Source organism: Ancylobacter polymorphus (genome assembly GCF_022836935.1).
GTDB classification, from domain to species: Bacteria; Pseudomonadota; Alphaproteobacteria; order Rhizobiales; family Xanthobacteraceae; genus Ancylobacter; species Ancylobacter polymorphus_A.
The window spans coordinates 2708855-2732527 of the sequence record NZ_CP083239.1 but is presented as its reverse complement, the minus strand read 5'-3'; the positions used below and the strand labels follow the sequence as shown (position 1 = coordinate 2732527).

Genomic DNA, 23673 nt, shown 5'->3' with positions numbered 1-23673 from the left:
GTTCTGTCCACTTTCCCTACACTTACCTCGCGCGCGCGCGAAAAAACCTATTCGACGCGAGGGAAAAACCTCCGCGCCGGACATACGATCCATTTTCGCCTTCACAGTGCGCGAGACACGACGTTTCCCCTATACGTCAATCGACGTATTGCTGCATCGCGACATCGCCCGCCACGATCCGGCCAATGCAAGCACAAGAGAAGCTTGTTGAGGCCACGTCAAACCCGTGGAGGGGAATCGTATGTCTTCGAAGAATGATCCGACGAACACGTTTTCAGCGACGCGGCGCAAGCTCTTGATGGGTATTGCCGCGCTCCCGGCCGTGCCTGTTCTTGCGTCGACCGGCCTTTTTTCCACCCCGGCACAGGCCCAGGCCCCGGCGACATCGGCGGTGAACACCACTGGTCTCGCCGTGACCGACACGGAAGTCACCGTCGGCATCCTGCATTCCGTCACCGGCACCATGGCGATCTCCGAGACCGGCTCGGTGCAGGCGGAAAAGCTGGCGATCGAGCAGATCAACGCCATGGGCGGCGTGCTCGGCCGCAAGATCAAGTTCATCCAGGAAGACGGCGCCTCCGACTGGCCGACCTTCGCGGAGAAGGCCAAGAAGCTGCTGGTCAACGACAAGGTCGCGGCCATCATGGGCTGCTGGACCTCGGCCTCGCGCAAGGCGGTGCTGCCGGTGGTCGAGCAGTATAACGGCATGCTCTACTACCCGACCTTCTATGAAGGTCTGGAGCAGTCCAAGAACGTCATCTACACCGGCCAGGAAGCCACGCAGCAGATTCTCGCCGGCCTGGACTGGGTGCAGAAGACCAAGGGCGGCAAGACCTTCTATCTCATCGGCTCGGACTATATCTGGCCGCGCACCTCGATGAAGATCGCCCGCAAGCACATCGAAGGGCACCTGAAGGACTCCTCGGTCGTCGGCGAAGAATATTTCCCGCTCGGCCACACCCAGTTCAATTCCGTCATCAACAAGATCAAGCTGAAGAAGCCGGACGTGATCTACGCCGCCGTTGTCGGCGGCTCCAACGTCGCCTTCTACAAGCAGCTCAAGGCCGCCGGCATCGACCTCAACAAGCAGACACTGCTGACCATCTCCGTCACCGAGGACGAGATCGACGGCATCGGCGGCGAGAACTTCGCCGGCGCCTATAGCTGCATGAAGTATTTCCAGTCGCTCGACAACCCGAACAACAAGGACTTCGTCGCCGCCTTCAAGAAGATGTGGGGCGAGAAGACCGTGATCGGCGACGTGACGCAGGCCGCCTATCTCGGCCCGTGGCTGTGGAAATTCACCGTCGAGAAGGCCGGCTCCTTCGATGTCGACAAGGTCGCCGAGGCCTCGCCCGGCATCGAGTTCACCAAGGCGCCGGAAGGCTACGTCAAGATCCACCCGAACCATCACCTCTGGTCGAAGACCCGCGTCGGCCTCGCCCAGCCGGACGGCCAGTTCAAGGTGGTGTTCGAGACCCCGGACCTGATCGAGCCCGATCCGTTCCCCAAGGGCTACCAGTGATCGGCTGACGCTCCCACCCGGAGAGGGCCGCGCCCTCTCCGGGACTTCACGCCGTTGATGCCAAGCGCGCGCTCGCGCGCCCGCCGGGGGATTCCTGAATGTTCGCTGACTATTCGCTGGCCGAGCTTGGCTCGATTTTCGTGATGCAGGGCTTTGCCGGCCTCATCCTGTTCTCGGTCTTCGTGCTCATGGCGCTCGGCCTCGCCATCATCTTCGGCCAGATGGGCGTCATCAACATGGCGCATGGCGAGTTCATGATTCTCGGCGCCTATGTCACCTATTTCACTTCGCAATTCTTCCTGAACTATGTGCCGGGCCTGTTCGGCGCCTACTTCTTTGTCGCCATGGTGCTCGCCTTTTTCGCCGCCGGCGCGCTCGGCATGGCGGTGGAATGGCTGATGATCCGGCGATTGTACAAACGCCCGCTCGACACGCTGCTCGCCACCTGGGGCCTCAGCCTCATTCTTCAGCAGGTCTACCGCTCCGTCTTCGGCCCGCGCGAAGTGGGCGTGGAACTGCCGAACTGGATGATGGGCTCAATCTCGCTCACCGACTCGATCGAAGTGCAGATCAACGGCCTGTTCGTCATGGGCCTTACCATCGCCATCACCGTTGCCGTCGCCCTGCTGATGTACAAGTCGGCCTGGGGCAAGCAGGTGCGCGCCGTGGTGCAGAACCGCGTCATGGCCGGCGCCGTTGGCATCAATACCGAGAAGATCGACCGCTACACCTTCGGCCTCGGCTGCGGCATCGCCGGCGTGGCCGGCTCGGCCTTCACCATGATCGGCTCGACCGGCCCGACCTCCGGCCAGCTCTACATCGTCGACACCTTCCTGGTCGTCGTCTTCGGCGGCGCGCAGAGCCTGCTCGGCACCATCGCCTCCGCCTTCACCATCTCGCAGGCCCAGTCGACCATGGAGTTCTTCCTCTCCGGTTCGATGGCCAAGGTCCTCACGCTGCTCGGCGTGGTCATCATCCTGATGCTGCGGCCGCAGGGCCTGTTCGTCATCAAGGTCCGTCGCTGAGGAGGCGCATATGAGCAAGTCATCCGGCCGCACCTTCTTCCTGCGCCCGCAGGACATGATCGGGATCGCGATCCTGGCCTTCATCCTCCTCGTCGTGCTTCCGCTGGCGCTGGACAATTTCCGCCTGCAATTCGTCGGCAAGTACCTCACCTACGCCTTCGTCGCGCTCGGCCTGGTGCTGTGCTGGGGCTATGCCGGCATCCTTTCCCTCGGCCAGGGCGTATTCTTCGGTCTCGGCGGCTACTGCATGGCCATGTTCCTCAAGCTGGAAGCCTCCAGCGTCGAGAACACCAAGATCCAGACCACGCCCGGCATTCCGGACTTCATGGACTGGAACCAGATCACCGCGCTGCCCTGGTTCTGGGAGCCCTTCAAGAGCTTCACCTTTTCCACCGTCGCCGTCGTGCTGGTGCCGGCCTTCTTCGCCCTCATCCTCGGCTTCGCTCTGTTCAAGCGGCGTGTGGGCGGCGTGTATTTCGCCATCATCACCCAGGCGCTCGCCGCGATCATGACCATCCTGATCATCGGCCAGCAGGGCTATACCGGCGGCATCAACGGCATCACCGATCTGCGCACCCTGCACGGCTGGGACATCCGCACCGACAGCGCCAAGACGATCCTCTATTTCGTCTGCGTCGGCCTGCTGCTCGCCTGCATCCTGCTGGCCTTCTACGTGAAGTCGTCCAAGCTCGGCCGCATCCTCGTCGCCATGCGTGACAAGGAGGACCGCGTCCGCTTCTCCGGCTACGACGTGGCCAGCTTCAAGATCTTCGTCTTCTGCCTGGCGGCGGCGCTGTCGGGCATTGGCGGGGCCATGTTCGCGCTGCAGGTCGGGTTCATGTCGCCGTCCTTCGTCGGCATCGTGCCGTCGATCGAGATGGTCATCTACACCGCGGTGGGCGGGCGCCTCTCCATCCTCGGCGCCATCTACGGCACGCTGCTGGTGAACTGGGCCAAGACCTCGTTCTCCGAGAGCTTCCCGGAACTCTGGCTGTTCGGCCTCGGCGGCCTGTTCATCGCCGTGGTGCTGATCTTCCCGAACGGCATTGCCGGCCTCTGGCAGAGCTACATCGCCCCGCGCCTCGGCCCGCTCTTCGGCGGCGCCGCCCGCCGGACGCCCCCCGCCGCGACGCCGCCCGCCGCCCCGTCCCCCGGGACGGCCGCCCCCGCCGCCGCCGAATAGGAGCCGGAGCCATGAACAGCCAAGTCATCACCGACTCCATGAACAAGGACTTCGTCCTGGCGGTGGAAGGACTCACCGTCTCCTTCGACGGGTTCAAGGCGGTCAACGACCTGTCCTTCTATGTCGACGAGAACGAGATCCGCGTCATCATCGGCCCCAATGGCGCCGGCAAGACCACGGTGCTCGACCTCATCTGCGGGCGCACCAAGGCCACCACGGGCTCGATCCGGTTCAAGGAACGCGAGTTGACCCGGATGAAGGAGCACGAGATCGTCCGCGCCGGGGTCGGGCGCAAGTTCCAGAACCCGTCGATCTATGAAGACCTCACCGTCTTCGAGAATCTCGAAATCTCCTATCCCAAGGGCCGCTCGGTGCCTGGCGCGCTGACCTTCCGCCGCGACCGGGCGGTGAAGGAGCGGGTGCAGGAGGTGGCGGAAACCATCTTCCTCGCCGACCAGCTCGACCAGCGGGCCGAATATCTCTCGCACGGCCAGAAGCAGTGGCTGGAGATCGGCATGCTGCTGATCCAGGACCCGGAACTCCTGATGCTCGACGAGCCGGTGGCCGGCATGAGCGTCTCCGAGCGCAAGAAGACCGCCGAACTGCTCAATACCATCATCAAGAACCGTTCGGTGATCGTGATCGAGCACGACATGAAGTTCGTCGAGGACATCGCCCACAAGGTGACGGTGCTGCACCAGGGCAAGATTCTCTCGGAAGGCTCCATGGCCAAGGTCCAGGCGGACCCGAAGGTCATCGAAGTCTATCTCGGCCATTGAGGGGGCGGATCATGCTGAACGTATCGAAGCTGCACGTCTCCTATGGCGAGAGCGAGGTTCTGCACGGCCTCAACTTCACCGTGGCGCCGAACGAGATCATCGCCATCATGGGCCGCAACGGCATGGGCAAGACCACGCTCATGAAGTCGCTCATGGGCATCGTGCCGACCAAGAGCGGCGCGGTGAGCGTCGGCGCCACCGACATCACCCGGCTGAAGAGCTATGAGCGCGTCAAGAACGGCGTCGCCTATGTGCCGCAGGGCCGCATGATCTTCTCCACCATGACGGTGCAGGAGAACATCGAGACCGGGCTGATCCCGCGCGGCGAAAGCAAGGTGCCGCCGGACATTTACGAACTGTTCCCGGTGCTCCTGGAAATGAAGGGCCGGCGCGGCGGCAACCTCTCCGGCGGCCAGCAGCAGCAGCTCGCCATCGCCCGCGCGCTCGCCACCGCGCCGAAGGTGCTGCTGCTCGATGAGCCGACCGAGGGCATCCAGCCCTCGATCATCCGCGACATGGCCCGCACGCTGAAGCGCATCCGCGACGAGCGCGGGCTGTCCATCGTGGTGTCGGAACAGGTGCTGTCCTTCGCCCTCGACATCGCCGACCGCGTGCTGGTGATCGAGAACGGCGAGATCGTCCACGAGGACCGGCGCGCCGATGTCGACGAGGCCAAGGTCGCCCGCTTCCTGTCGGTGTGAGCCCGGCCGGACCGCCTTCACCCTTTGCCAAAGATCCCAGCTTGCCCACGTGGAGTGAGACGCATGACCGAAACGCTGATCAAGATCGACCTGAACCAGTCGGCCTACGACAACGACATGGTTCACAACCGCTGGCACCCGGACATTCCGATGGTGGCCTGGGTGAAGCCGGGCGACGATTTCATCGTCGAGACCTATGACTGGACCGGCGGCTTCATCAAGAACAACGAATCCGCCGACGATGTGCGCGACATCGACCTGTCGATCGTGCACTTCCTCTCCGGCCCGATCGGTGTGAAGGGCGCCGAGCCGGGCGACCTGCTGGTGGTCGATTTGCTCGACATCGGCGCCATGCCGGACAGCCAATGGGGCTTCAACGGCTTCTTCTCCAAGAAGAATGGCGGCGGCTTCCTGACCGACCACTTCCCGCTGGCGCAGAAGTCGATCTGGGACTTCAAGGGCATGTACACCTCCTCGCGCCATGTGCCGGGGGTGAATTTCGCCGGGCTGATCCATCCCGGCCTCATCGGCTGCCTGCCCGACCCGAAGCTGCTCGACACCTGGAACACCCGCGAGCAGGCGCTGATCGACACCAACCCGACCCGCGTGCCGCCGCTCGCCGCCCCGCCCTTCGCCGCGACCGCCCATATGGGCCGGCTCACCGGCGACGCGCGGGACGCCGCCGCCGCCACCGGCGCGCGCACCGTGCCGCCGCGCGAGCATGGCGGCAATTGCGACATCAAGGATCTGTCGCGCGGCTCCAAGATCTACTTCCCGGTCTATGTCGAAGGCGGCGGCCTCTCCATGGGCGACCTGCATTTCAGCCAGGGCGACGGCGAGATCACCTTCTGCGGCGCCATCGAAATGGCCGGCTGGGTGCACCTCAAGGTCGAGGTGCTGAAGGGCGGCATGGCCAAGTACGGGATCAAGAACCCGATCTTCAAGCCCTCGCCGGTGACGCCGAACTACAAGGACTATCTGATCTTCGAGGGCATCTCGGTCGACGAGGCCGGCGGCCAGCACTATCTCGACGTGCACATCGCCTATCGCCAGGCCTGCCTCAACGCCATCGAGTACCTGAAGAAGTTCGGCTATTCCGGCGCCCAGGCCTATTCGATCCTCGGCACGGCGCCGGTGCAGGGCCACATCTCCGGCGTGGTCGACATCCCGAATGCCTGCGCCACGCTGTGGCTGCCGACCGAGATCTTCGACTTCGACATCAACCCCACCGCGGCCGGACCGACGAAATTCCTCGACGGCTCCATCGACATGCCGCTGTCACCGGACCTTTGACCCCCTCTGACGTCCGGTGCATGCGGGGCGATGCCAAGGCGTCGCCCCGCTCCCTTCATCTTAGAAATGAGGGCGATGCCAAGACATCGCCCCGCTCCCTCTCAGGAAACGCCCAAGGGGTCGCGCTCAAGACCCGCACACAGGGACATGCCGATGCCCGTCTATGAATATGAATGCGAAAGCTGCGGCGATTTCACCGCGATGCGGCCGATGAGCGAATATCAGGCCCCGCAGCCCTGCCCGGATTGCGGCGCACTGGCCCCGCGCGTGATGCTCACCGCCCCGCATTTCTCCGGCATGTCGCGCGAGAGCTTCACCGCCCATGCCACCAATGAGCGCGCCAGCCACGCGCCGATGACCACGGGCGAATATGCGGCGAAGAAACACCCGTCGAGCTGTTCTTGCTGCACGGGCGGCATGAAGAGCCGCTCGAAGAAATCCAAGACCGCCACCGCCGCCTCAGGCGCCAAGAGCTTCCCCTCCGCCCGGCCGTGGATGATCAGCCATTGAGGCGCTGAGCGCCCATGCCGGACCGGCGTCATCCCGGACGCGCCAAAGGTGCGATCCGGGATCGCGCGGACATTGGAGAGCGGTCCCGGCGCTCGCTACGCTCGGCCGGGATGACGGCAGGATCAGACCCGCTCCCCTCACTCCCCAATCGCCACGCCTTCGCGGCGCGGGTCGGCGGCACCGAGCAATCCGTCGGGCGTGATCGCCACCGCCTGCACGCCCGAGGTCATCGCCCCGGTCTTCACGCTGAAGCCGAGCGCGGCGAGGCCCGGCGCCAGCGCCTCCGCCGCCGTTCCCGCCTCGATCTCCACCGCGTCGAAGCGCGCCAGCACATTGGGCGCGGCGATGGCATCGGGCAGGCTCATGCCCCAGTCGAGATGGGCGAACAGCGTTTTGGCGACATAGCCGATGATCTGGCTGCCGCCGGGCGAACCTAGCGCCAGCACCGGGCGCCCGTCCTTCAGCACGATGGTGGGGGTCATCGACGAGCGCGGCCGCTTGCCCGGCTCCACCCGGTTAGCCACCGGCACACCGTCCTTTTGGGAGCGGAAGGAGAAATCGGTCAATTCGTTGTTGAGCAGGAAGCCGCCCACCATCAACCGCGACCCGAACCCCGCCTCGATGGTCGAGGTCATGGAGACGATGTTGCCCTGCGCATCGACAATGGTGATCTGCGTGGTGGAGGGCAGTTCCGGCGCCAGCCCGTCCGCACGCTCCGGGACGATGGCGGCGTGGTCCCAGGTGGGGTTACCGGGCGCGACCTCGGGCAGCGCGTCGTCGCCTTCCAGCAGCTTGGCCCGCTGGGCGAGATAATCGCGCGCCAGCAGCCCCTTGGTCGGCATCGGCACATAGTCGCTGTCGGCCATGTAGCGCTCGCGGTCGGCGAAGGCGAGGCGCGAGGCATCCGCGATCAGCCGCCACGCCTCGGGCGAGCTCGGGCCGAGCGCCTTCAAATCATAGGGTTCCAGCAGGCCGAGGATCTGGCCCAGGGTGAGTGCGCCGGAGCCCGGCGGCCCCATGCCGCAGACCTCCAGGCCGCGATAGGCGCCGCACACGGGCGCGCGCTCCTTCACCTGGTAATCGGCGAGGTCCTCCTCCTCCAGCAGGCCGGGATTGGCCGCGCCGCGCACCGCCGCGACGATCGCCGTCGCCAGCGCACCGTCATAGAACGCCGCCGCGCCACCGTCGCGTAAGCTGCGCAGCGTCTGCGCATAGGCCGGGTTCTTCAGCACCGTGCCCTCGGCCAGTGGAGCGCCGGCGGCGTCGAGGAAATAGGCCTTTGCAGCGGGATCGCGCGCCAGCGTGTCGACATCGCCGGCGATCAGCCCGGCAAGGCGGGGCGAGACGGCAAAGCCGTTCTCCGCCCGCTCCAGCGCCGGGGCGAACAGCGTCTCCCAGCCGAGGCGGCCATAGCGGCGATGCACCGTCTCCAACAGCGCCGGCGTGCCCGGCGTGCCGACCGAGCGCCCGCCGACCACGGCCTCCATGAAGGCGAGCGGCTGGCCCTGCGCGTTCTGGAACAGCGTCGGCGTCGCCGCGCGCGGCGCGGTCTCGCGCCCGTCAAAGCTGGTGAGCGTGCGGGTCGCGGCGTCCCAATAGACCAGAAAGCCGCCGCCGCCGAGGCCGGAGGATTGCGGCTCCACAAGGCCGAGCATCAGCTGCACCGCGACCATGGCGTCGACGACGTTGCCGCCCGCGCGTAGCATCTGCGCGCCTGCCTCCGCCGCCAGCGGGTTGGCCGCCGTCACCATCCAATTCCGGCTGGTGGCGGCTTTTGGCGCGGTGGCCAGCGCCCCGGCAGCCTCCGGCGCCCGCACGTCGGAAGCCTGCTGCGCCTGTAGCGGGCTCATGGTCAGCACCAGGGCGATAAGCCCGTGCCACAGCTTCATCTGCGTCCCCTCCCGCCTGTCGTGCACTCAAGATTGCGCGCCGTAACGCGATGTGAACAGCCGATTCCCACCCCGCACTGCAACAAGCGCGTGACCTTTTGGCGAATCGGTCTAAGCTTCAGTTGTCGTCAACAATCGAAAGGAGGTGATCCAGTGTCTGATCGTCTTGATCCGCGGTCGTCGGTATCCGTGACCTGGACGCTTGCCTCTTCTGAGGTTCGTTCCGCGTGATGCGATACGTCGCGCTGCCCTTCTAGGCAGTTACCGGACCGAACCGCGGTCTGACATGGGAAGGGCTGCCCTCGCGGGCAGCCCTTCTTTCTTGTCTCCCCGCCCATTACCGCAAGGACTACTTTGCCGAAGCCGATCCTCATCTATATCGACGCCGATGCCTGCCCGGTGAAGGACGAGACCTACCGCGTCGCCGCCCGCCACCGGCTCAAGGTGTTTCTCGTCGCCAATTCCTGGATCGCCATCCCGCGCGACGCCGAGGTCGAGCGCGTCATCGTCGCCGCCGGGCCTGACGTCGCCGATGGCTGGATCGTCGAGCGGGTGGAAGAGGGCGACCTCGTCATTACCGCCGACGTGCCTCTCGCCGCTCGGGTGGTGGCGAAGGGGGCGGAGGCCATCGGCCCGACGGGGAAACCCTTCACTGCCGCCTCCATCGGCATGCAGCTCGCCACCCGCAATCTGATGGCCGATCTGCGCGAAGCCGGCGAGATCACGCGCGGACCCCGCCCCTTCTCCCCGCGCGACCGCTCGGAATTTCTCCAATCGCTGGAACGCGCCGTGCAGCGTTTGAAACGAAAGGGCTTTGTGGCGGGTTGAAGGGGCAGAAACCAGGAGACGCCGATGCTGCAGGCCTGCCTCAACGGAGCGCGCGACCGCGCCTTCCATGCCTACACGCCGCTGACCCCCGCCGAGCTTGCGGCGGACGCCGCCGCCGTTGTCGCCGCCGGGGCGAGCGAGCTGCACCTGCACCCGCGGGACGCCTCCGGCGCCGAGACGCTGGACCCCGCCGCCGTCGCCCCCGCGCTTGAGGCCATCCGCGCCCGCGTGCCGGATGTGCCCATCGGCCTGTCCACCCATGCCGGCATCGCCCCCGGCGGCGCGGCGCGGCTGAAGGCGGTGAAGGGCTGGACGGTTCTGCCGGACTATGTGTCGGTCAATCTCATCGAGGACGACGCCCCCGAGATGATCGCGCTCGCGCTGTCGCGCGGCATCGGCGTCGAGGCGGGGCTGTGGTCGGTGGCGGATACGGAGCGCTTCATCGCCCTGCCCGAAGCGAAGAAATGCCTGCGCATTCTCATCGAGATCAATGAGCAGGATGTCGACGAGGGGCTTGCCGTCGCCGCCGCCATTCGCAAGCTGCTGGCCCGCGCGAGCCTCGACGTGCCGGTGCTGCAGCACGGCTATGACGCGACCGTCTGGCCGCTCTATCAGGATGCGCTGATGCGCGGGCTCGACGGGCGTATCGGGCTGGAAGACGGCAAGCATCTGCCCGATGGCAGCGAGGCGGCGGATAATGCGGCGCTGATCAAGGCCGCCTTCCGCCTCGCCCGCGTGCCGCCCAACCTGCCGCCGGAAGCCGTGCCGCCGCTGGCGGGGTGAAGCTGCTGTCAGCCGCGCCGAGTCGGGATCAAGTCCGCCATGCGCCGCTCGTCCGGACGCTCGCTGCCGGCCAGCCCGGCCGCCACGCCGGCGCGGTCGGCCTCGGAGCGGTTCTGGCTCATCTTGCGCTTGCCTTCCAGCCGGGTGATCGGCAGCCGCAGCCCGACAATGCCGCGAAGCTGCGCGGCAACGAAGGCCTCCGGCGCATCGCTCACCGACCAGGGCTCGGCGCGCTTCTGCTCATACAGCGTGGTGAGCCGCGTCACCGCCTCCAGCAGCCGCGCGGGATCGTCGAAGAACTCGGCCACGCCATAGGCGTGCACGGCCTCATAATTCCACGTCGGCACCACCTTGCCGTGCTCGGCCTTGGCGGCGTACCAGCTGGGCGTGATGTAGGCGTCCAATCCTGAAAACAGCACCAGCGCCTCGCCGATCGGCGCCGCTTTCCATTGGCCATTGGCCCGGGCGAGATGCCCGTAAAGCACGCCGTGCTCCCCCTCGCTCGCGTCGAGAAACAGCGGCAGCGGCGTCGCCATCAGCCCCTCGGCGGTGGCGGTGACCAGCGTCGCCAGCCGCGCCTCGCGCATGATGCTGCGCAGGATCGTCGGGTCGTCTTCGCGGAAGGCGGGCGGCGTATACATGACGAACCCCGGCAGGGATGGCGGCTGCCGGCACTCTACAGCCGGCCCGCCGCGCCGCCTATTTCATCTCCACTTCGACGAAGCTCATCGGCGCGTCGCCGGCATTGCGCACATCGTGGCGGATGCCGGCGGGGCGCGAATAGGCGGCGCCGGCCGCCATGGCGATTTGCGTCACCACCCCGTCGACATCGATCTCCATCAGCCCGTCGGTGACGAAGACGATGGCATAGTCCATCGCGTGCTCGTGCCAGCCCGTGGTGGCGCCCGGCGCGAAGTCCCAGCGGGTGATGCGCACCCGCGCATCGTCCGCCAGCTGGGTCGCGACGGCCGGAATGGTGCAGGCGAAGGCCATGAGGTCTATCCCGAGTTCCGCAGCCCGGCGGAGATGCCGTTAATGGTGAGCTGGATGCCTTGCAGCACCTTCTCGTCGGTATCGCTGGCGCGGTATTTGCGCAAGAGGCCGACCTGCACATGGTTCAGCGGGTCGATATAGGGGAAGCGGGCGCGGATCGAGCGTTCCAGCAGCGGGTTGGAGCCGAGCAGGGCCGGCTGCTGCGAGATCGCCAGCAGCGCGTCGATGGCGCCCTGATGCTCGGCGCGGATGCGGCCGAAAATGCTCTCGCGCAGTTCCGCGTCCTCCACCAGCGCCGCGTAGCGCGAGGCGATGGCGATGGAGCTCTTGGAGAGCACCATGTCCATGTTGGACAGCTGGGTGCGGAAGAACGGCCATTCCTGGTACATCTCCTGCAACAGCGGCAGGCCGTCGGGGTGCGCGTCCAGCCACTGGCGGACGGCCGTGCCGAAGCCGTACCAGCCCGGCAGCATCAGCCGGCACTGCGCCCAGGAAAACACCCAGGGAATCGCGCGCAGATCCTCGATCCGCCGCCTCTTCTTGCGCGAGGCCGGGCGCGAGCCGATGTTCAGCGTCGCGATCTCGTTGATGACGGTGGATTCCCAGAAATAGTCCTCGAAGCGCGGGGTCTCGTAGACCAGCGCCCGGTAAGCGGCGAAGGCGGCGTCGGAAAGCGCCTCCATGACGGTGAGATATTCCTCGCGCGGCGCCATGGCGTCGCCGGAAAGCAGCGTCGCTTCCATCGTCGCCGCCGCGAGGATTTCGAGATTGCCGCGCCCCACCGCCGGGTTCGAGTACTTCGACGAGATGATCTCGCCCTGTTCGGTGATGCGGATCTGCCCCTGCACCGCCCCGCCCGGCTGGGCGAGGATGGCGTCGTAGCTCGGCCCGCCGCCGCGCCCCACCGAGCCGCCGCGCCCATGGAACAGGCGCAGCCGCACCCCATGGCGCTTGAACACCTCGATCAGCTCGATCTCGGCCTTGTAGAGCTCCCAGCCGGAGGTGAGGAAGCCGCCATCCTTGTTGCTGTCGGAATAGCCGAGCATCACTTCCTGCACGCCGCCGCGGCTGTCCACCAGCTTGCGGTATTCCGGCAGGCGGAACATCTGCTCCATCACCTTGGCGGCGTTGCGCAGATCGCCGATGGTCTCGAACAGCGGCACGATATGCACCGCCGAGGCGCCGGCCGGGTCGACCAGGCCGACCTCCTTCAGCAGCAGCGCCAGCTCCAGCATGTCGGAGACGCTCTCTGCCTTGGAGATGATGCAGGTCTGGATCGCTTCCGGCCCGTAGATGTCGTGGATGCGGGCGCAGGTGCGCAGCATGGCGAGCTCGCCCACCGTCTCGTCGGAATAGCCGGCGAAGGGCGAGGTGAGCGGGCGCGCCGTGGTCAATTCGCGCAGCAGCAGCGCGACGCGGGTGCCCTCCGGCAGCGCCTTGTAGTTCGTGCCGGGCGCGGCGACTTCGAACAGTTCGGCGACGCAGCGCTCATGCACGTCGGAGTTCTGCCGCGAGTCGAGCACGGCGAGGTGGAAGCCGAACGCATCCACCGCCCGGCGCAGGGCCCGCAGCTTGCCGCCGGCGATGACGCCGGACTTATGCGCCTTGAGCGAGGCGTCGATGATGTCGAGATCGGCGCGCAACTCGGCCGCCGAACCATAGGGCCGGGCCGGAGGCATCTGGGTAATGCCCAAGAGATCGGCAACTTCCAGCCGGAAGGCGGTGGCGCGCAGGCGCGAGGCGATGGCGGTCACCGCGAGGCGGTAGGGCTCGTTGCGCCGGTGCGGCGAGAGATCGGGCGACGCGTCGACCAGCGCCAGCAGGTCGCTCGACACGCTTACCCGGATGGTGCTGATGGAGAGTTCGGCGCCGAGGCTGTCCAGCTCTTCCAGATAGAACCGCACCGCCTGCGCGGACTGCATGCGCATCGTCTCGCGCGTCACCTCGGCGGTGACGAAGGGATTGCCGTCGCGGTCGCCGCCGATCCAGCTGCCCATGCGCAGGAAGGAGGCAATTTCCGGCGCCTCCCCGGTGCGGCCTTCCATTGCCGCCAGCCGGTCCTCCAGCGCGGCATAGAGCGTCGGCAGCTGGCGCAGGAAGGTGTAATCGTAATAGGAAAGCCCGTTCGCCACCTCGTCCAGCACGGTCAGCTTGGTGCGGCGCAGCAGGTTGGTCTGCCACAGCATCAGCACGCGCCGGCGCAGTTCCGCCGCCGCCATTTCCTGCTCTTCCGGCGTTGGGTCGCGGCGGGCGCGGTCGGCCAGCAGCTCCGCCACCTTCATTTCATGCGTCAGGGTCGAGCGGCGGCGCACCTCGGTCGGGTGGGCGGTCAGCACCGGGCTCGCCAGCGCGGTGGTGAAGAAGGCGCGCAGATCGTCGGTGGAAATGCCGGCCTCGCGCGCCCGCTCCAGCGCCCGCGCCACCGTGGCGGGGCCGGCCGCGCTGCCATTGGCCGCCGCCGCGCGCATGCGGCGGATGACGTTCTGGTCCTCGGCGATGTTGGCGAGATGCGAGAAATAGGAGAAGGCGCGGACGATGGAAATGGTCTGGTCCGGGCCGAGATCGCTCAGGATCGCTTCCAGCTCGTGCCTTGCGCCCTCGTCCTCCTCGCGGTGAAAGCGGGTGGAGACGCGGCGTATGTGCTCCACCAGCTCATAGATCGCCTCGCCCTCCTGGTCGCGCAACGTGTCGCCCAGCACGCGGCCGAGCATGCGGATGTCCTCACGCAGCGACAGGTCGAGTTCGCCATCGGCTTCAGGCTCGGCATCGGAAAGGGCGATGGTCAGGGCAACGGACATGGCGATACTCCTTAAGGCGTAGACAACTTAGCAATTAGCATGCCGTCGATGACACCCGTGCGGGCGCGCTTATCCCCGGCAAGGCGGGGCGCATCGCGGCGGCAGACCGTCACGGGCGGATCGAGTTACCTGCGGATGGCGCGGCACACGGGAAGGTGAGGCTTGCGGGCCACACACCCACAGGTTTCTCAGGCTCGCCCCAGAGCCGCCGCGATTGTGAACGAATCCCCCGCCAGGATGAACACCATGCTCAGGAAAGCTTCATGGTTGAGGGTTCATAAAGAGCACATGAAGCGCCGACCTGCGGCGGTGCTTTTCGAAACAACCGGCCGAAAGCCGTGTTGACCCGATAAGCCGGGCCGCGAGGCCCGATTTAATTCACTGCGTAACGCGTATCAGGAAGGACGACCCAAATGCCCCCCGTCATGAACCGCAACGAGGTTCAGGCTCCCCTCGCTTCCCCCCAATCCAAGGCTTCCTACACCGGCGCCGTCTCGCCGCTGCGTCCCGCCGACGCGCGCGAGAAGAAGGCCGTGAACGTGCCCGTGGGCTCGATCGCCGCGATCGAATCGCAGCTCGGCTTCTGACGCCGCGCCCTTTGCGGACCCCTTCCCGCGCGACGCCACCCCCGGCGCCGCGCTTCGATCCCGAATGAGCCCCTGCCCCTCGGCGGCAGCGCCTCATCACAGGATTGTGTGTCGCCCGCAAAGCGCGGTTTTGCGCTGGCTCGCCGCGACCTGACGGCCCTGCGCGGCAGCGGCGCAGCCCCAAGGCACTGGATTCCGGGCGGCCTCTTCCCATATGGGTGACGTTGCGGCAACTCCGCACCAAACCCTTCGAGAGAGGCCAAGCCCTTGCTTTTCCCGCGTTCGCGTCCCTTCGCCCTGCGTCTGATGATCGGCGCGCTGTTTGTTGCCGCCGGCGTATTGGTGGCCACCGACTTCGCCGAGGCCCGCGCCGGCCGCAGCGGCAGCTTCGGCAGCCGTGGCACGCGCAGCTATTCGACGCCCGCCCCCACTCCCACCGCCCCCACCGCCCAGCCGCTGCAGCGCTCCGCGACGCCGCAGAACCAGGCCGCTACCGCGGCCCGCGCTCCCGGCGCGCAGCCCGGCGGCTTCTTCAACCGTGGCGGCTTCATGGGCGGGCTGATGGGCGGCCTGCTCGGCGCCGGCCTTTTCGGCCTGCTGATGGGCTCGGGCTTCTTCTCCGGCCTGGGCAGCCTCTCCGGCATTCTCGGCCTGCTGCTGCAGGTGGCGCTCATCTTCATCGTCGTCCGGCTGGTCATGGGCTGGCTGCGCTCGCGCAACCAGCCGTCCTATGCGGGCGGCGCGCGGCCCGACCCGATAAACCGGGATGCGATGAACGGCGCCGGCCCGGGCCCGCAGCCCGGTGCCATGGGCGGCGGCACGGCCGCGCCGCGCGCGGGCTTCGGCACCGCGCCGCGCGGCAAGCCGCTCAAGCTGGAAGGATCGGATTTCGACACGTTCGAGCGCACCCTCACCGAGGTGCAGGCCGCCTATAGCCGCGCCGACAAGGCCGCTCTTTCCACGCTGCTGACCCCGGAAATGGCTGGCTATATGGCCGAGGAGCTGGACGAGCTGGCGCGCGACGGGCTGGAGAACCGCGTCACCGATGTGAAGCTGCTGCAGGGCGACCTGTCGGAAGCCTGGTCGGAAGGCGACGCCGAGTACGCCACCGTCGCCATGCGCTACGAGCTGAAGGACGTGACGCTCGACAAGGCCACCGGCCGCGTCGTGCAGGGTGATCCGGACCGGCTGGAACAGGCGGTGGAGTTCTGGACCTTCGCCCGCCCCCCGCGCGGCCAATGGAAGCTCAGCGCCATCCAGCAGGGCTGAGCGGCCTCATATCCGAGACACGAGAAGGGCGGCCCGCGAGCCGCCCTTTTTCATGCGCGTCAGAATTCCAGCGGGTCGCGGCCGAAGCGGTTCGGCCCACGCGTGCCGCGCACCATGAACCAGAAGAAGATGACGATGGCGCCGATGCCGGTGAGGATCAGCAGCAGCCACCAGCCGGAGAAGTCCATGTCGTGGAAGCGCCGCACGCTCACCGCGATGGAGGGGATCAGCAGGGCGAGCGTTGCCAGCGTGGTCAGCGGAGTGAAGGCGTCGATCTCGCCAAAGGTCAGCAGCGAGAACGCCCCGAACAGGGCGGTGTCGAGCACGCCGGCGGCGATGTTGACGAGAATCTGGAAAACGACGAACCACCAATATTCCGAGCGCGGCGCGCGCCCGGAAAAGGTGGCGTACTTGCCGAGAACGCTGGAAATCGCCTGCGTGAAACTCATGTCTTCCCCCGTGCCCCATTGGCGCGAAGCCATATTCTTGGCACGAAAGGCGCGGAACACCATCCCCCGCGCCGCCTCGCCCGGCGCCGGTCTGCGGGAGAGCGGCTTTTGAAGATCACCATTGAAACCGACCCGGGCGTCGAGGTCCGCGATCTCATCGACCGTGGCCTCGATATCTTCAACGAGGCCAAGGCCGGCCCTTTGGGGGCGTCGCAGCTTTGGGTCATCGCCCGCGATGACGCCGGGGTTGCGACAGGCGGGCTCAAGGCCAGCACCTATTTCGGCTGGATGCACATCACCTGGCTATGGGTGTCGCCGCAGGCGCGCGGCAGCGGGATCGGCAGCGCCCTTCTGAACGCGGCCGAGGCAGAGGCGCGCGCGCGTGGCTGCACCGGGGTACATCTGGAAACCTATAGCTTCCAGGCACCGGATTTCTACGCGCGGCACGGCTATGAGCGCTTCGGACAGATCGACGATTATCCGCCCGGCCATGCCAACATCTGGTTGAAGAAGCGCTTCTGAGCGCCCGCCCTCACCGCTTCGGCGCGCGCCGTCCGCCCTTGCGATAGCCCTTGGTCATCGGGTCCGGCCGTTCCGGGCGCACCCAGTCCTCCACTCGCAGCGGCTCCACACGGTCGGTGCCGGGGCCCATATCGTCCAGCGACGGCTTGACGATGCGCGAGGTGCCGGAGGCGAACATGGAAGGCTCGCCCGGCTCGTAGACGGCCTGCGCCTCGTCGGCCCGCGCCTCATGACCGGAGGAGACGTGACCGGGCGAGGAGCGCCGGCCGGACGCGCCGCTCTTGCCCTTCTTCTCCGGCAGATTGGCGGCGCGGCCATATTTGCGCTCGCCGCGATAGCCGCCGGTGCGCTCGTCCACGCTGTCCTGCCGCGCCAGCGGATCGTCGGAGAGCACCAGTTCCGTCGCCTGCAGCCGCTTGATCTCGTCGCGCAGCCGCGCGGCCTGCTCGAAATCGAGATCGGCCGCCGCCTTGCGCATGCGCTTTTCCATGTCGGCGATCACGGTGGCGAGGTTGTTGCCATAGGTGGCCGCGCCCTCGGCGAGGCCGGTATCGACCGTCACATGGTCGCGCTCATAGACGCTGTTGAGAATGTCGCCGATCGCCTTGCGCACCGTCTCCGGCGTGATGCCGTTCGCGGTGTTCCAGGCGATCTGCTTCTCGCGCCGGCGCTGGGTTTCCGCCATCGCCCGCTCCATCGAGCCGGTGATGGTGTCGGCATAGAGCAGCACCCGCCCATCGACATTGCGCGCCGCGCGGCCGATGGTCTGGATCAGCGAGGTTTCCGAGCGCAGGAAGCCTTCCTTGTCGGCATCGAGAATGGCCACCAGCCCGCATTCGGGAATGTCGAGGCCCTCGCGCAGCAGGTTGATGCCGATCAGCACGTCGAAAGCGCCGAGGCGCAGGTCGCGCAGGATTTCGATGCGCTCGATCGTGTCGATATCCGAATGCATGTAACGCACGCGGATGCCGTTCTCGTGCAGATATTCCGTCAGGTCCTCGGCCATGCGCTTGGTCAGCACCGTCACCAGCGTGCGGTAGCCCTTCGCCGCCGTGGCGCGCACCTCGCCGAGCAGGTCGTCGACCTGGGTGCGGGCCGGGCGCACCTCCACTTCCGGATCGACGAGGCCGGTGGGGCGGATCACCTGCTCGACGAAGACGCCGCCCGTCTTCTCCATTTCCCATTTGCCGGGGGTGGCGGAGACATGCACCGTCTGCGGGCGCATCGCCTCCCATTCCTCGAAGCGCAGCGGCCGGTTGTCCATGCAGCTCGGCAGGCGGAAGCCATATTCCGCCAGCGTCGCCTTGCGGCGGAAGTCGCCGCGATACATCGCGCCGATCTGCGGCACGGTGACATGGCTTTCGTCGCAGAAGATCAGCGCGTTGTCGGGCACATATTCGAACAGGGTCGGCGGCGGCTCGCCCGGCTGGCGGCCGGTGAGCCAGCGCGAATAGTTCTCGATGCCGGCGCAGCTTCCCGTCGCCTCCATCATCTCGATATCGAAGGTGCAGCGCTGTTCCAGCCGCTGCGCTTCCAGCAGCCGCCCCATGGCGTTGAGCTCGTCCAGCCGCATCTTCAGCTCGGCCTTGATGCCCTGGATGGCCTGAATCAGCGTCGGGCGCGGCGTCACATAATGCGAATTGGCGTAGAGCTTGACGAATTTCAGGTCCTGCGACTTCTGACCCGTCAGCGGATCGAACTCCTGGATGCTCTCCACCTCGTCGCCGAACAGCGAGACGCGCCAGGCACGGTCTTCATAATGCGCCGGGAAAATCTCGATCACGTCGCCGCGCACACGGAAGGTGCCGCGGCCGAAATCGCCCTGGGTGCGCTTGTATTGCAGCGCCACGAGATCGGCGAGCAGGGCGCGCTGGTCGATGCGCTCGCCCACCTCGATCTTGAAGGTCATCGAGGCATAGGTCTCGACCGAGCCGATACCGTAGATGCACGAGACCGAGGCGACGATAATGACATCGTCGCGCTCCAGCAGCGAGCGCGTGGCGGAGTGGCGCATGCGGTCGATCTGCTCGTTGATCGACGATTCCTTCTCGATGAAGGTGTCGGTGCGCGGCACATAGGCTTCGGGCTGGTAGTAGTCGTAATAGGAGACGAAATACTCCACCGCATTGTCGGGGAAGAAGCTCTTGAACTCGCCATAGAGCTGCGCCGCCAGCGTCTTGTTCGGCGCCAGCACCAGTGCCGGGCGCTGCAGCCGCTGGATGACGTTGGCCATGGTGAAGGTCTTGCCCGAGCCGGTGACGCCGAGCAGCACCTGGTCGCGCTCGCCCTGCTTCGCCGCCGCGCACAGTTCCTCGATCGCCTGCGGCTGGTCGCCATTGGGCGTGTAGTCGGACTTCAGCACGAATTTGACGCCGCCTTCGGACTTCTCCGGCCGCGCCGGCCGATGCGGCACCCAGATCTGGCCGTCCACTTCGGGCCGGCCGCTCTCGATCAGCGCCGAGAGCGCGGCGACGGTGGCGGAGGCGCCCGAGGTCGGCGCCACGCCGAGCTTTTCGGCAAGGGCGGGATCGAGCGTGGCGGATTGCGCGGGCTCGAAGGCGCGCTGTGAGCGCTCGGAGAACCCGCCGGGACGTGCTGCTTTGGCCATGGCCGCAATATGGGGTGCGGCCGCGACGGTGGAAAGCCCCGCCGCGACCGCCGTGCCGCGTTTCAGTAGCCGGTGCCGGTCTTGGTCTTGCCGACGAAGGCGAAGACCATTCCATTGCCCTTGAAGCGGAGGTCGGTCTCGCGCGACAGCGCCGCCTGCACCGCCGGCGCGCTCAGTTCGCCGGAGAGGCTGGCCCCGGTCTTCCTGCGGAAGACGATGTCGCCGACATAGGCCTTGGTGACCTGGACGACCGAGCCGCCGGCGAGTTCTTCGGCCACCTGCGTGCGGCAGTCGGCCTTCTTCATCAGCTTGGCGAAGACTGTGCTCGCATCGGCGAGGCCCAGTTCATAGGAGGACGCATTGACGATCTTGTATTCGTAATAGTCGGAGATCGTGCCGGAAAGGCCCGCCTTGGCGACGGCGACGTTCAGCCCGGATACCGACGCCGAGAGCGTCCGCGTCGCCAACAGATCGATATCCGCGATGGCGTTGCCCTCCGGCGCCGGCACGCCGAACTCGCTGAGTGTGGTGGAAACGGTGCAGATGCGGATGAGATTGACCGGCGCCGAGCCACGGCGGCTACCGCCAATCGGCTTGTAGAGCCCGCCGACATAAATGCCCTTGGTCGGCGGCTCGATATTCGTTGAGCCGGGAATGATTGGAGTTTTGCACCCGCCGAGACACAGGCCTGCGGCTATCACGACCGGAATGAACGCCTTCATTGTAGCCCCCAAGGTTGAAACACCCAAAGGTTGCACAACCGCCACATACTACTCAAGGCATTTCGGCAGCAGGGCACCAGAAGCTGCCACCGAATTCTATTTGCCGCTTTTTTATACAATATTGACCCGTCAAACCGACTCTCAAGCAGCCTCTACGCCGAGAAGGACGACGCGACATCTCATTAAGATAATGAATTATCAGGATTTCTTTTTCATTCAGAAGCGGCACGCTTTCTGCATGCACCATTGCATGCAACGAACAAGGCAGGCCGCTCATGCCCGCAACACCGTCCCACGCCCTCCTCGCCGCCGAGCCGGCACCGCTCGCCTTCGCCCCGGCCCGCGCGGCGCTCATCATCATCGACATGCAGCGCGATTTCCTGGAGCCGGGCGGCTTCGGCGAGACGCTGGGCAATGACGTGTCGCGGCTGCAGGCGGCGGTGGAGCCGTGCAAGGCCGTGCTCGCCGCCGCCCGTGCCGCCGGCCTGCTCGTCATCCACACCCGCGAGGGCCATCGCCCAGACATGATGGACGCGCCGCCGGCCAAGGTGGAGCGCGGCTCCCCCACGGCCCGCATCGGCTGCGCCGGGCCGATGGGGCGCATCCTCATTCGCGGCGAGCCCGGCCACGACATCATCGCCGAACTCGCCCCCGCGCCGGGCGAGCCGGTGCTCGACAAGCCCGGCAAGGGCGCGTTTTACCAGACCGATCTCGAACTGATGCTGAAGAACCGGGGCATCGACACGCTGCTGGTGGCCGGCGTCACCACCGAGGTCTGCGTCCACACCACCATCCGCGAGGGCAATGACCGCGGCTATCGCTGCGTTGCGCTGGCCGATTGCTGCGCCTCCTACATCCCCGAATTCCACCGCGTCGGGCTGGAGATGATCAAGGCGCAGGGCGGCATTTTCGGCTGGGTGTCGGATTCCGCCGCCCTGCTCGCCGCGCTCGACACCTCACAAGCGACGGCGACCTCCGCCAGCGCCGCCTGAACCCGCCTGCCGCCTCCGGCGCCCGGCGCCGCTTTCACCGCGTCCCCGTCATTCGTTCTTCGAGGGATAACGAGCATGTCCGCGACTGAAATGACCCCGATCTCACCCGCCCGCACCGGCATGCGCCCGACCCTGTGGACGCGCGGTGACTGGAATGCCCTGTTCGGCTTCGGCACCAACATCCTCGTCAACATGCTTGTGCTGACCGGCCTGCTGCAATTCGTGCTGAAAATGCCGCCCGACATCGTCTTCGGCCGCATCCTGCCGGCGGTGGGGCTGATGATGTTCCTCTCCACCGCCTATTACGCCTGGCTCGGCTACCAACTGGCCAAGCAGACCGGGCGCGACGATGTCTGCGCCCTGCCCTCCGGCATCTCCGTGCCGCACATGTTCGTCGTCACCTTCGTCATCATGTTGCCCATCGGCGCGGCGACCGGCGATCCGATCCAGGGCTGGGAAGCGGGGCTGGTCTGGGTGTTCTTCCAGAGCTTCATCCTGATGATCGGCGGCTTCGTCGCGCCCTATATCCGCAAGATCACCCCCCGCGCGGCGCTGCTCGGCACGCTGGCGGGCGTGTCCATCGCCTTCATCTCCATGCGCCCCGCCTTCGAGATCTTCGCCACGCCGGTCATCGGCCTCACCTGCTTCGCCATCATCATGGTGAGCTGGTTCGGCGGGGTGAAGTACCCGCGCGGCATCCCCGCCGGCCTCATTGCCATCGCGGTGGGCATGGCCATCGCCTGGGGCTCGAACCTCGTCGGGCTCAACTATGGCGGTATGAGCCTCGCCAATGTCGGCGCCGCCTTCGCCACCTTCGGCTTCGCGGTGCCGCTGCCAGCCTTCGACCATGTGTTCCACGGCTTCAGCTATCTCGGCGTCATCCTCGTCACCGCCATCCCCTTCGGCATCTATGATCTCGTCGAGGCGATGGACAATGTGGAGAGCGCCGAGGCGGCGGGTGACCATTACCCCACCACCCGCGTGCTCACCGCCGATGGCGTGGTCAGCCTCATCGGTTGCCTGATGGGTAACCCCTTCATCAACGCGGTCTATATCGGCCACCCCGGCTGGAAGTCGATGGGCGGGCGCATCGGCTATTCCGCCGCCACCGGGCTCATGGTCATCGTGCTGTCCTGGTTCGGCATCATCGCCCTTTTGCTGGCGCTGATCCCGGTCGTCGCCATCTCGCCGATCCTTCTGTACATCGGCATGCTCATCGGGGCGCAGGCGTTCCAGACCACGCCGGCCAAGCACGCCCCCGCCGTGGTGCTGGCGCTCACGCCCCACCTCGCCGCCTGGACCAAGCTGCTGATCGACAATTCGCTGGCCGTGGCCGGCACCTCAGCCGCGACTCTGGGACTGGAGAAGCTCGGCGCGGTCGGCGTGCTCTATCACGGGCTGGAAGTGATGGGCGGCGGCGCCATTCTGGTCGGCTTGGTGCTGGGCGCCATCGGCGTGTTCGTGGTCGAACGGCAGTTCGTCAATGCCGCCGCCTTCGCCCTCGCCGGCGCCGTCCTCACCTTTTTCGGCTTCATGCACGGGGAAAGTGTCGGATTCGGCGTGACACCGGGGGTAGCATTTGCTTACCTTCTGGTTGCCGGCTTCCTCTTCGCCTGCGCCAAATACGCGGCGCTGCAGGGGGCGCCCGCCGGAGAGACGGCGGCCGGGCCGCAGCCGGCACCGGCGGAATAGACCTTCGCTTCGATGCTGGGGGGTATCGAAGCAGCTTGAGACGGCGCGGCACATCCCGCAGGATGTCCCGCGCCGCTCTTGCTTCCGGCCCCTTTCGGAAGCCGGACCGCTCCCGCCCCTGCCGTCCGCGAGGTCTCCATGTCGTTCCTGCTTTCCTTCGACCCGGCCACACTCGGCGCGCCGGAGGAAACCGCCCCGCCCGCCGACCGCCTCCTCTCCGGCGATCCCCGCCACCGCACCTGGAACGCCGAGACGCTGCCGGACGGCGCGCTGTTCGCCGGCATCTGGGAATCCACCCCCGGCGCCTGGCGGGTGGATTATGAGGAGTGGGAGTTCTGCTCGATCCTCGAAGGCGTCTCCATCCTGCACGAGGACGGCGAGGCGCCGGTGACGGTGAAGGCGGGCGACACCTTCGCCCTGCGGCCGGGCTTCAAGGGCGTGTGGGAAGTCGTCGAGACCACCCGCAAGCACTATGTCATCCGCCTCATCTGACGGCGGTGCGCAAATCCGGCGAAGTGTGGCCTT

General features: G+C 66.6%; 22 protein-coding genes. 15 read left to right on the top strand and 7 right to left on the bottom strand.

The window, feature by feature from the left end:
- Positions 1-241: 241 nt before the first annotated feature.
- From urtA to K9D25_RS12895, 7 genes are all read left to right on the top strand, one after another.
- Positions 242-1525, top strand: coding sequence for an urea ABC transporter substrate-binding protein (gene urtA / locus K9D25_RS12925; RefSeq protein ID WP_244375758.1), 1284 nt, complete (start codon positions 242-244; stop codon positions 1523-1525).
- 98 nt (positions 1526-1623) lie between these two features.
- Entirely contained in the window at positions 1624-2550 is a 927-nt protein-coding gene (gene urtB / locus K9D25_RS12920) for an urea ABC transporter permease subunit UrtB (protein ID WP_244375756.1), read from the top strand.
- Positions 2551-2560: 10 nt separating this feature from the next.
- The gene (urtC, locus tag K9D25_RS12915) at positions 2561-3733 is read left to right on the top strand and encodes an urea ABC transporter permease subunit UrtC (RefSeq protein WP_244375754.1); all 1173 of its coding nucleotides are present in this window, start codon (positions 2561-2563) and stop codon (positions 3731-3733) included.
- Positions 3734-3744: 11 nt separating this feature from the next.
- A complete protein-coding gene (gene urtD / locus K9D25_RS12910) occupies positions 3745-4512 on the top strand; it encodes an urea ABC transporter ATP-binding protein UrtD (RefSeq protein ID WP_244375752.1) in 768 nt (255 codons plus the stop codon).
- Between the two features lie 11 nt (positions 4513-4523).
- Entirely contained in the window at positions 4524-5213 is a 690-nt protein-coding gene (urtE, locus tag K9D25_RS12905; protein WP_244375750.1) for an urea ABC transporter ATP-binding subunit UrtE, read from the top strand.
- A 63-nt stretch (positions 5214-5276) separates the two neighbouring features.
- Complete coding sequence (fmdA, locus tag K9D25_RS12900) at positions 5277-6506, top strand: formamidase (RefSeq protein WP_244375748.1); 1230 nt, start codon at positions 5277-5279, stop codon at positions 6504-6506.
- Positions 6507-6659: 153 nt separating this feature from the next.
- Positions 6660-7016 (top strand): FmdB family zinc ribbon protein, encoded by a 357-nt coding sequence (locus tag K9D25_RS12895; protein ID WP_244375747.1) that lies wholly within the window; start codon positions 6660-6662, stop codon positions 7014-7016.
- A 137-nt stretch (positions 7017-7153) separates the two neighbouring features.
- Here K9D25_RS12895 and ggt read toward each other — a convergent pair whose 3' ends face one another.
- Positions 7154-8905 (bottom strand): gamma-glutamyltransferase, encoded by a 1752-nt coding sequence (gene ggt / locus K9D25_RS12890; RefSeq protein WP_244375745.1) that lies wholly within the window; start codon positions 8903-8905, stop codon positions 7154-7156.
- Between the two features lie 354 nt (positions 8906-9259).
- On the opposite strand from ggt, the gene K9D25_RS12885 reads away from it, so the two are divergent.
- Both K9D25_RS12885 and K9D25_RS12880 read left to right on the top strand, forming a co-directional pair.
- Entirely contained in the window at positions 9260-9733 is a 474-nt protein-coding gene (locus tag K9D25_RS12885) for a YaiI/YqxD family protein (RefSeq protein ID WP_244375743.1), read from the top strand.
- Positions 9734-9757: 24 nt separating this feature from the next.
- Positions 9758-10516 (top strand): 3-keto-5-aminohexanoate cleavage protein, encoded by a 759-nt coding sequence (locus tag K9D25_RS12880; protein ID WP_244375741.1) that lies wholly within the window; start codon positions 9758-9760, stop codon positions 10514-10516.
- A gap of 8 nt (positions 10517-10524) precedes the next feature.
- Here K9D25_RS12880 and K9D25_RS12875 read toward each other — a convergent pair whose 3' ends face one another.
- From K9D25_RS12875 to ppc, 3 genes are read right to left on the bottom strand one after another with little or no spacing between them, the layout of a single operon-like run.
- Entirely contained in the window at positions 10525-11157 is a 633-nt protein-coding gene (locus K9D25_RS12875) for an FMN-binding negative transcriptional regulator (protein WP_244375739.1), read from the bottom strand.
- 58 nt (positions 11158-11215) lie between these two features.
- A complete protein-coding gene (locus K9D25_RS12870; protein ID WP_244375737.1) occupies positions 11216-11509 on the bottom strand; it encodes a cupin domain-containing protein in 294 nt (97 codons plus the stop codon).
- A 5-nt stretch (positions 11510-11514) separates the two neighbouring features.
- The gene (ppc, locus tag K9D25_RS12865) at positions 11515-14307 is read right to left on the bottom strand and encodes a phosphoenolpyruvate carboxylase (protein ID WP_244375735.1); all 2793 of its coding nucleotides are present in this window, start codon (positions 14305-14307) and stop codon (positions 11515-11517) included.
- Between the two features lie 413 nt (positions 14308-14720).
- On the opposite strand from ppc, the gene K9D25_RS12860 reads away from it, so the two are divergent.
- Together K9D25_RS12860 and K9D25_RS12855 are read left to right on the top strand one after the other, a co-directional pair.
- On the top strand, positions 14721-14894 hold the full coding sequence (locus K9D25_RS12860) for a hypothetical protein (protein WP_244375733.1): 174 nt from the start codon (positions 14721-14723) through the stop codon (positions 14892-14894).
- A 267-nt stretch (positions 14895-15161) separates the two neighbouring features.
- Positions 15162-16163 carry a Tim44 domain-containing protein gene (locus K9D25_RS12855; RefSeq protein WP_244375731.1) on the top strand — a complete coding sequence of 334 codons (1002 nt, stop codon included), beginning with the start codon at positions 15162-15164 and terminating at the stop codon, positions 16161-16163.
- A 59-nt stretch (positions 16164-16222) separates the two neighbouring features.
- On the opposite strand, the gene K9D25_RS12850 is transcribed toward K9D25_RS12855, so the two are convergent.
- Entirely contained in the window at positions 16223-16612 is a 390-nt protein-coding gene (locus tag K9D25_RS12850) for a DUF805 domain-containing protein (RefSeq protein WP_244375729.1), read from the bottom strand.
- Positions 16613-16720: 108 nt separating this feature from the next.
- Between K9D25_RS12850 and K9D25_RS12845 the strand changes: the two genes are divergently transcribed.
- Complete coding sequence (locus tag K9D25_RS12845; protein WP_244375727.1) at positions 16721-17134, top strand: GNAT family N-acetyltransferase; 414 nt, start codon at positions 16721-16723, stop codon at positions 17132-17134.
- Between the two features lie 10 nt (positions 17135-17144).
- Here K9D25_RS12845 and uvrB read toward each other — a convergent pair whose 3' ends face one another.
- Both uvrB and K9D25_RS12835 read right to left on the bottom strand, forming a co-directional pair.
- Positions 17145-19742, bottom strand: coding sequence for an excinuclease ABC subunit UvrB (gene uvrB, locus K9D25_RS12840; protein ID WP_244375725.1), 2598 nt, complete (start codon positions 19740-19742; stop codon positions 17145-17147).
- A gap of 62 nt (positions 19743-19804) precedes the next feature.
- Positions 19805-20464 (bottom strand): hypothetical protein, encoded by a 660-nt coding sequence (locus tag K9D25_RS12835; RefSeq protein WP_244375724.1) that lies wholly within the window; start codon positions 20462-20464, stop codon positions 19805-19807.
- 275 nt (positions 20465-20739) lie between these two features.
- Here K9D25_RS12835 and K9D25_RS12830 point away from each other — a divergent pair, with 275 nt between their 5' ends.
- From K9D25_RS12830 to K9D25_RS12820, 3 genes are all read left to right on the top strand, one after another.
- Positions 20740-21456: a cysteine hydrolase family protein gene (locus tag K9D25_RS12830; protein ID WP_244375722.1), complete on the top strand. Its 717-nt coding sequence runs from the start codon at positions 20740-20742 to the stop codon at positions 21454-21456.
- Positions 21457-21531: 75 nt separating this feature from the next.
- Entirely contained in the window at positions 21532-23148 is a 1617-nt protein-coding gene (locus tag K9D25_RS12825; protein ID WP_244375720.1) for a regulator, read from the top strand.
- A gap of 138 nt (positions 23149-23286) precedes the next feature.
- Entirely contained in the window at positions 23287-23640 is a 354-nt protein-coding gene (locus K9D25_RS12820) for a cupin domain-containing protein (RefSeq protein ID WP_244375718.1), read from the top strand.
- The last annotated feature ends 33 nt before the right edge of the window (positions 23641-23673 follow it).

Bases quoted from the DNA above. Each gene is read 5' to 3' on its own strand.
- urtA (WP_244375758.1), top strand. From the start codon at position 242: ATGTCTTCGAAGAATGATCCGACGAACACGTTTTCAGCGACGCGGCGC.
- urtB (WP_244375756.1), top strand. From the start codon at position 1,624: ATGTTCGCTGACTATTCGCTGGCCGAGCTTGGCTCGATTTTCGTGATG.
- urtC (WP_244375754.1), top strand. From the start codon at position 2,561: ATGAGCAAGTCATCCGGCCGCACCTTCTTCCTGCGCCCGCAGGACATG.
- urtD (WP_244375752.1), top strand. From the start codon at position 3,745: ATGAACAGCCAAGTCATCACCGACTCCATGAACAAGGACTTCGTCCTG.
- urtE (WP_244375750.1), top strand. From the start codon at position 4,524: ATGCTGAACGTATCGAAGCTGCACGTCTCCTATGGCGAGAGCGAGGTT.
- fmdA (WP_244375748.1), top strand. From the start codon at position 5,277: ATGACCGAAACGCTGATCAAGATCGACCTGAACCAGTCGGCCTACGAC.
- K9D25_RS12895 (WP_244375747.1), top strand. From the start codon at position 6,660: ATGCCCGTCTATGAATATGAATGCGAAAGCTGCGGCGATTTCACCGCG.
- ggt (WP_244375745.1), bottom strand. From the start codon at position 8,905: ATGAAGCTGTGGCACGGGCTTATCGCCCTGGTGCTGACCATGAGCCCG.
- K9D25_RS12880 (WP_244375741.1), top strand. From the start codon at position 9,758: ATGCTGCAGGCCTGCCTCAACGGAGCGCGCGACCGCGCCTTCCATGCC.
- K9D25_RS12875 (WP_244375739.1), bottom strand. From the start codon at position 11,157: ATGTATACGCCGCCCGCCTTCCGCGAAGACGACCCGACGATCCTGCGC.
- K9D25_RS12870 (WP_244375737.1), bottom strand. From the start codon at position 11,509: ATGGCCTTCGCCTGCACCATTCCGGCCGTCGCGACCCAGCTGGCGGAC.
- ppc (WP_244375735.1), bottom strand. From the start codon at position 14,307: ATGTCCGTTGCCCTGACCATCGCCCTTTCCGATGCCGAGCCTGAAGCC.
- K9D25_RS12860 (WP_244375733.1), top strand. From the start codon at position 14,721: ATGCCCCCCGTCATGAACCGCAACGAGGTTCAGGCTCCCCTCGCTTCC.
- K9D25_RS12850 (WP_244375729.1), bottom strand. From the start codon at position 16,612: ATGAGTTTCACGCAGGCGATTTCCAGCGTTCTCGGCAAGTACGCCACC.
- uvrB (WP_244375725.1), bottom strand. From the start codon at position 19,742: ATGGCCAAAGCAGCACGTCCCGGCGGGTTCTCCGAGCGCTCACAGCGC.
- K9D25_RS12835 (WP_244375724.1), bottom strand. From the start codon at position 20,464: ATGAAGGCGTTCATTCCGGTCGTGATAGCCGCAGGCCTGTGTCTCGGC.
- K9D25_RS12830 (WP_244375722.1), top strand. From the start codon at position 20,740: ATGCCCGCAACACCGTCCCACGCCCTCCTCGCCGCCGAGCCGGCACCG.
- K9D25_RS12825 (WP_244375720.1), top strand. From the start codon at position 21,532: ATGTCCGCGACTGAAATGACCCCGATCTCACCCGCCCGCACCGGCATG.
- K9D25_RS12820 (WP_244375718.1), top strand. From the start codon at position 23,287: ATGTCGTTCCTGCTTTCCTTCGACCCGGCCACACTCGGCGCGCCGGAG.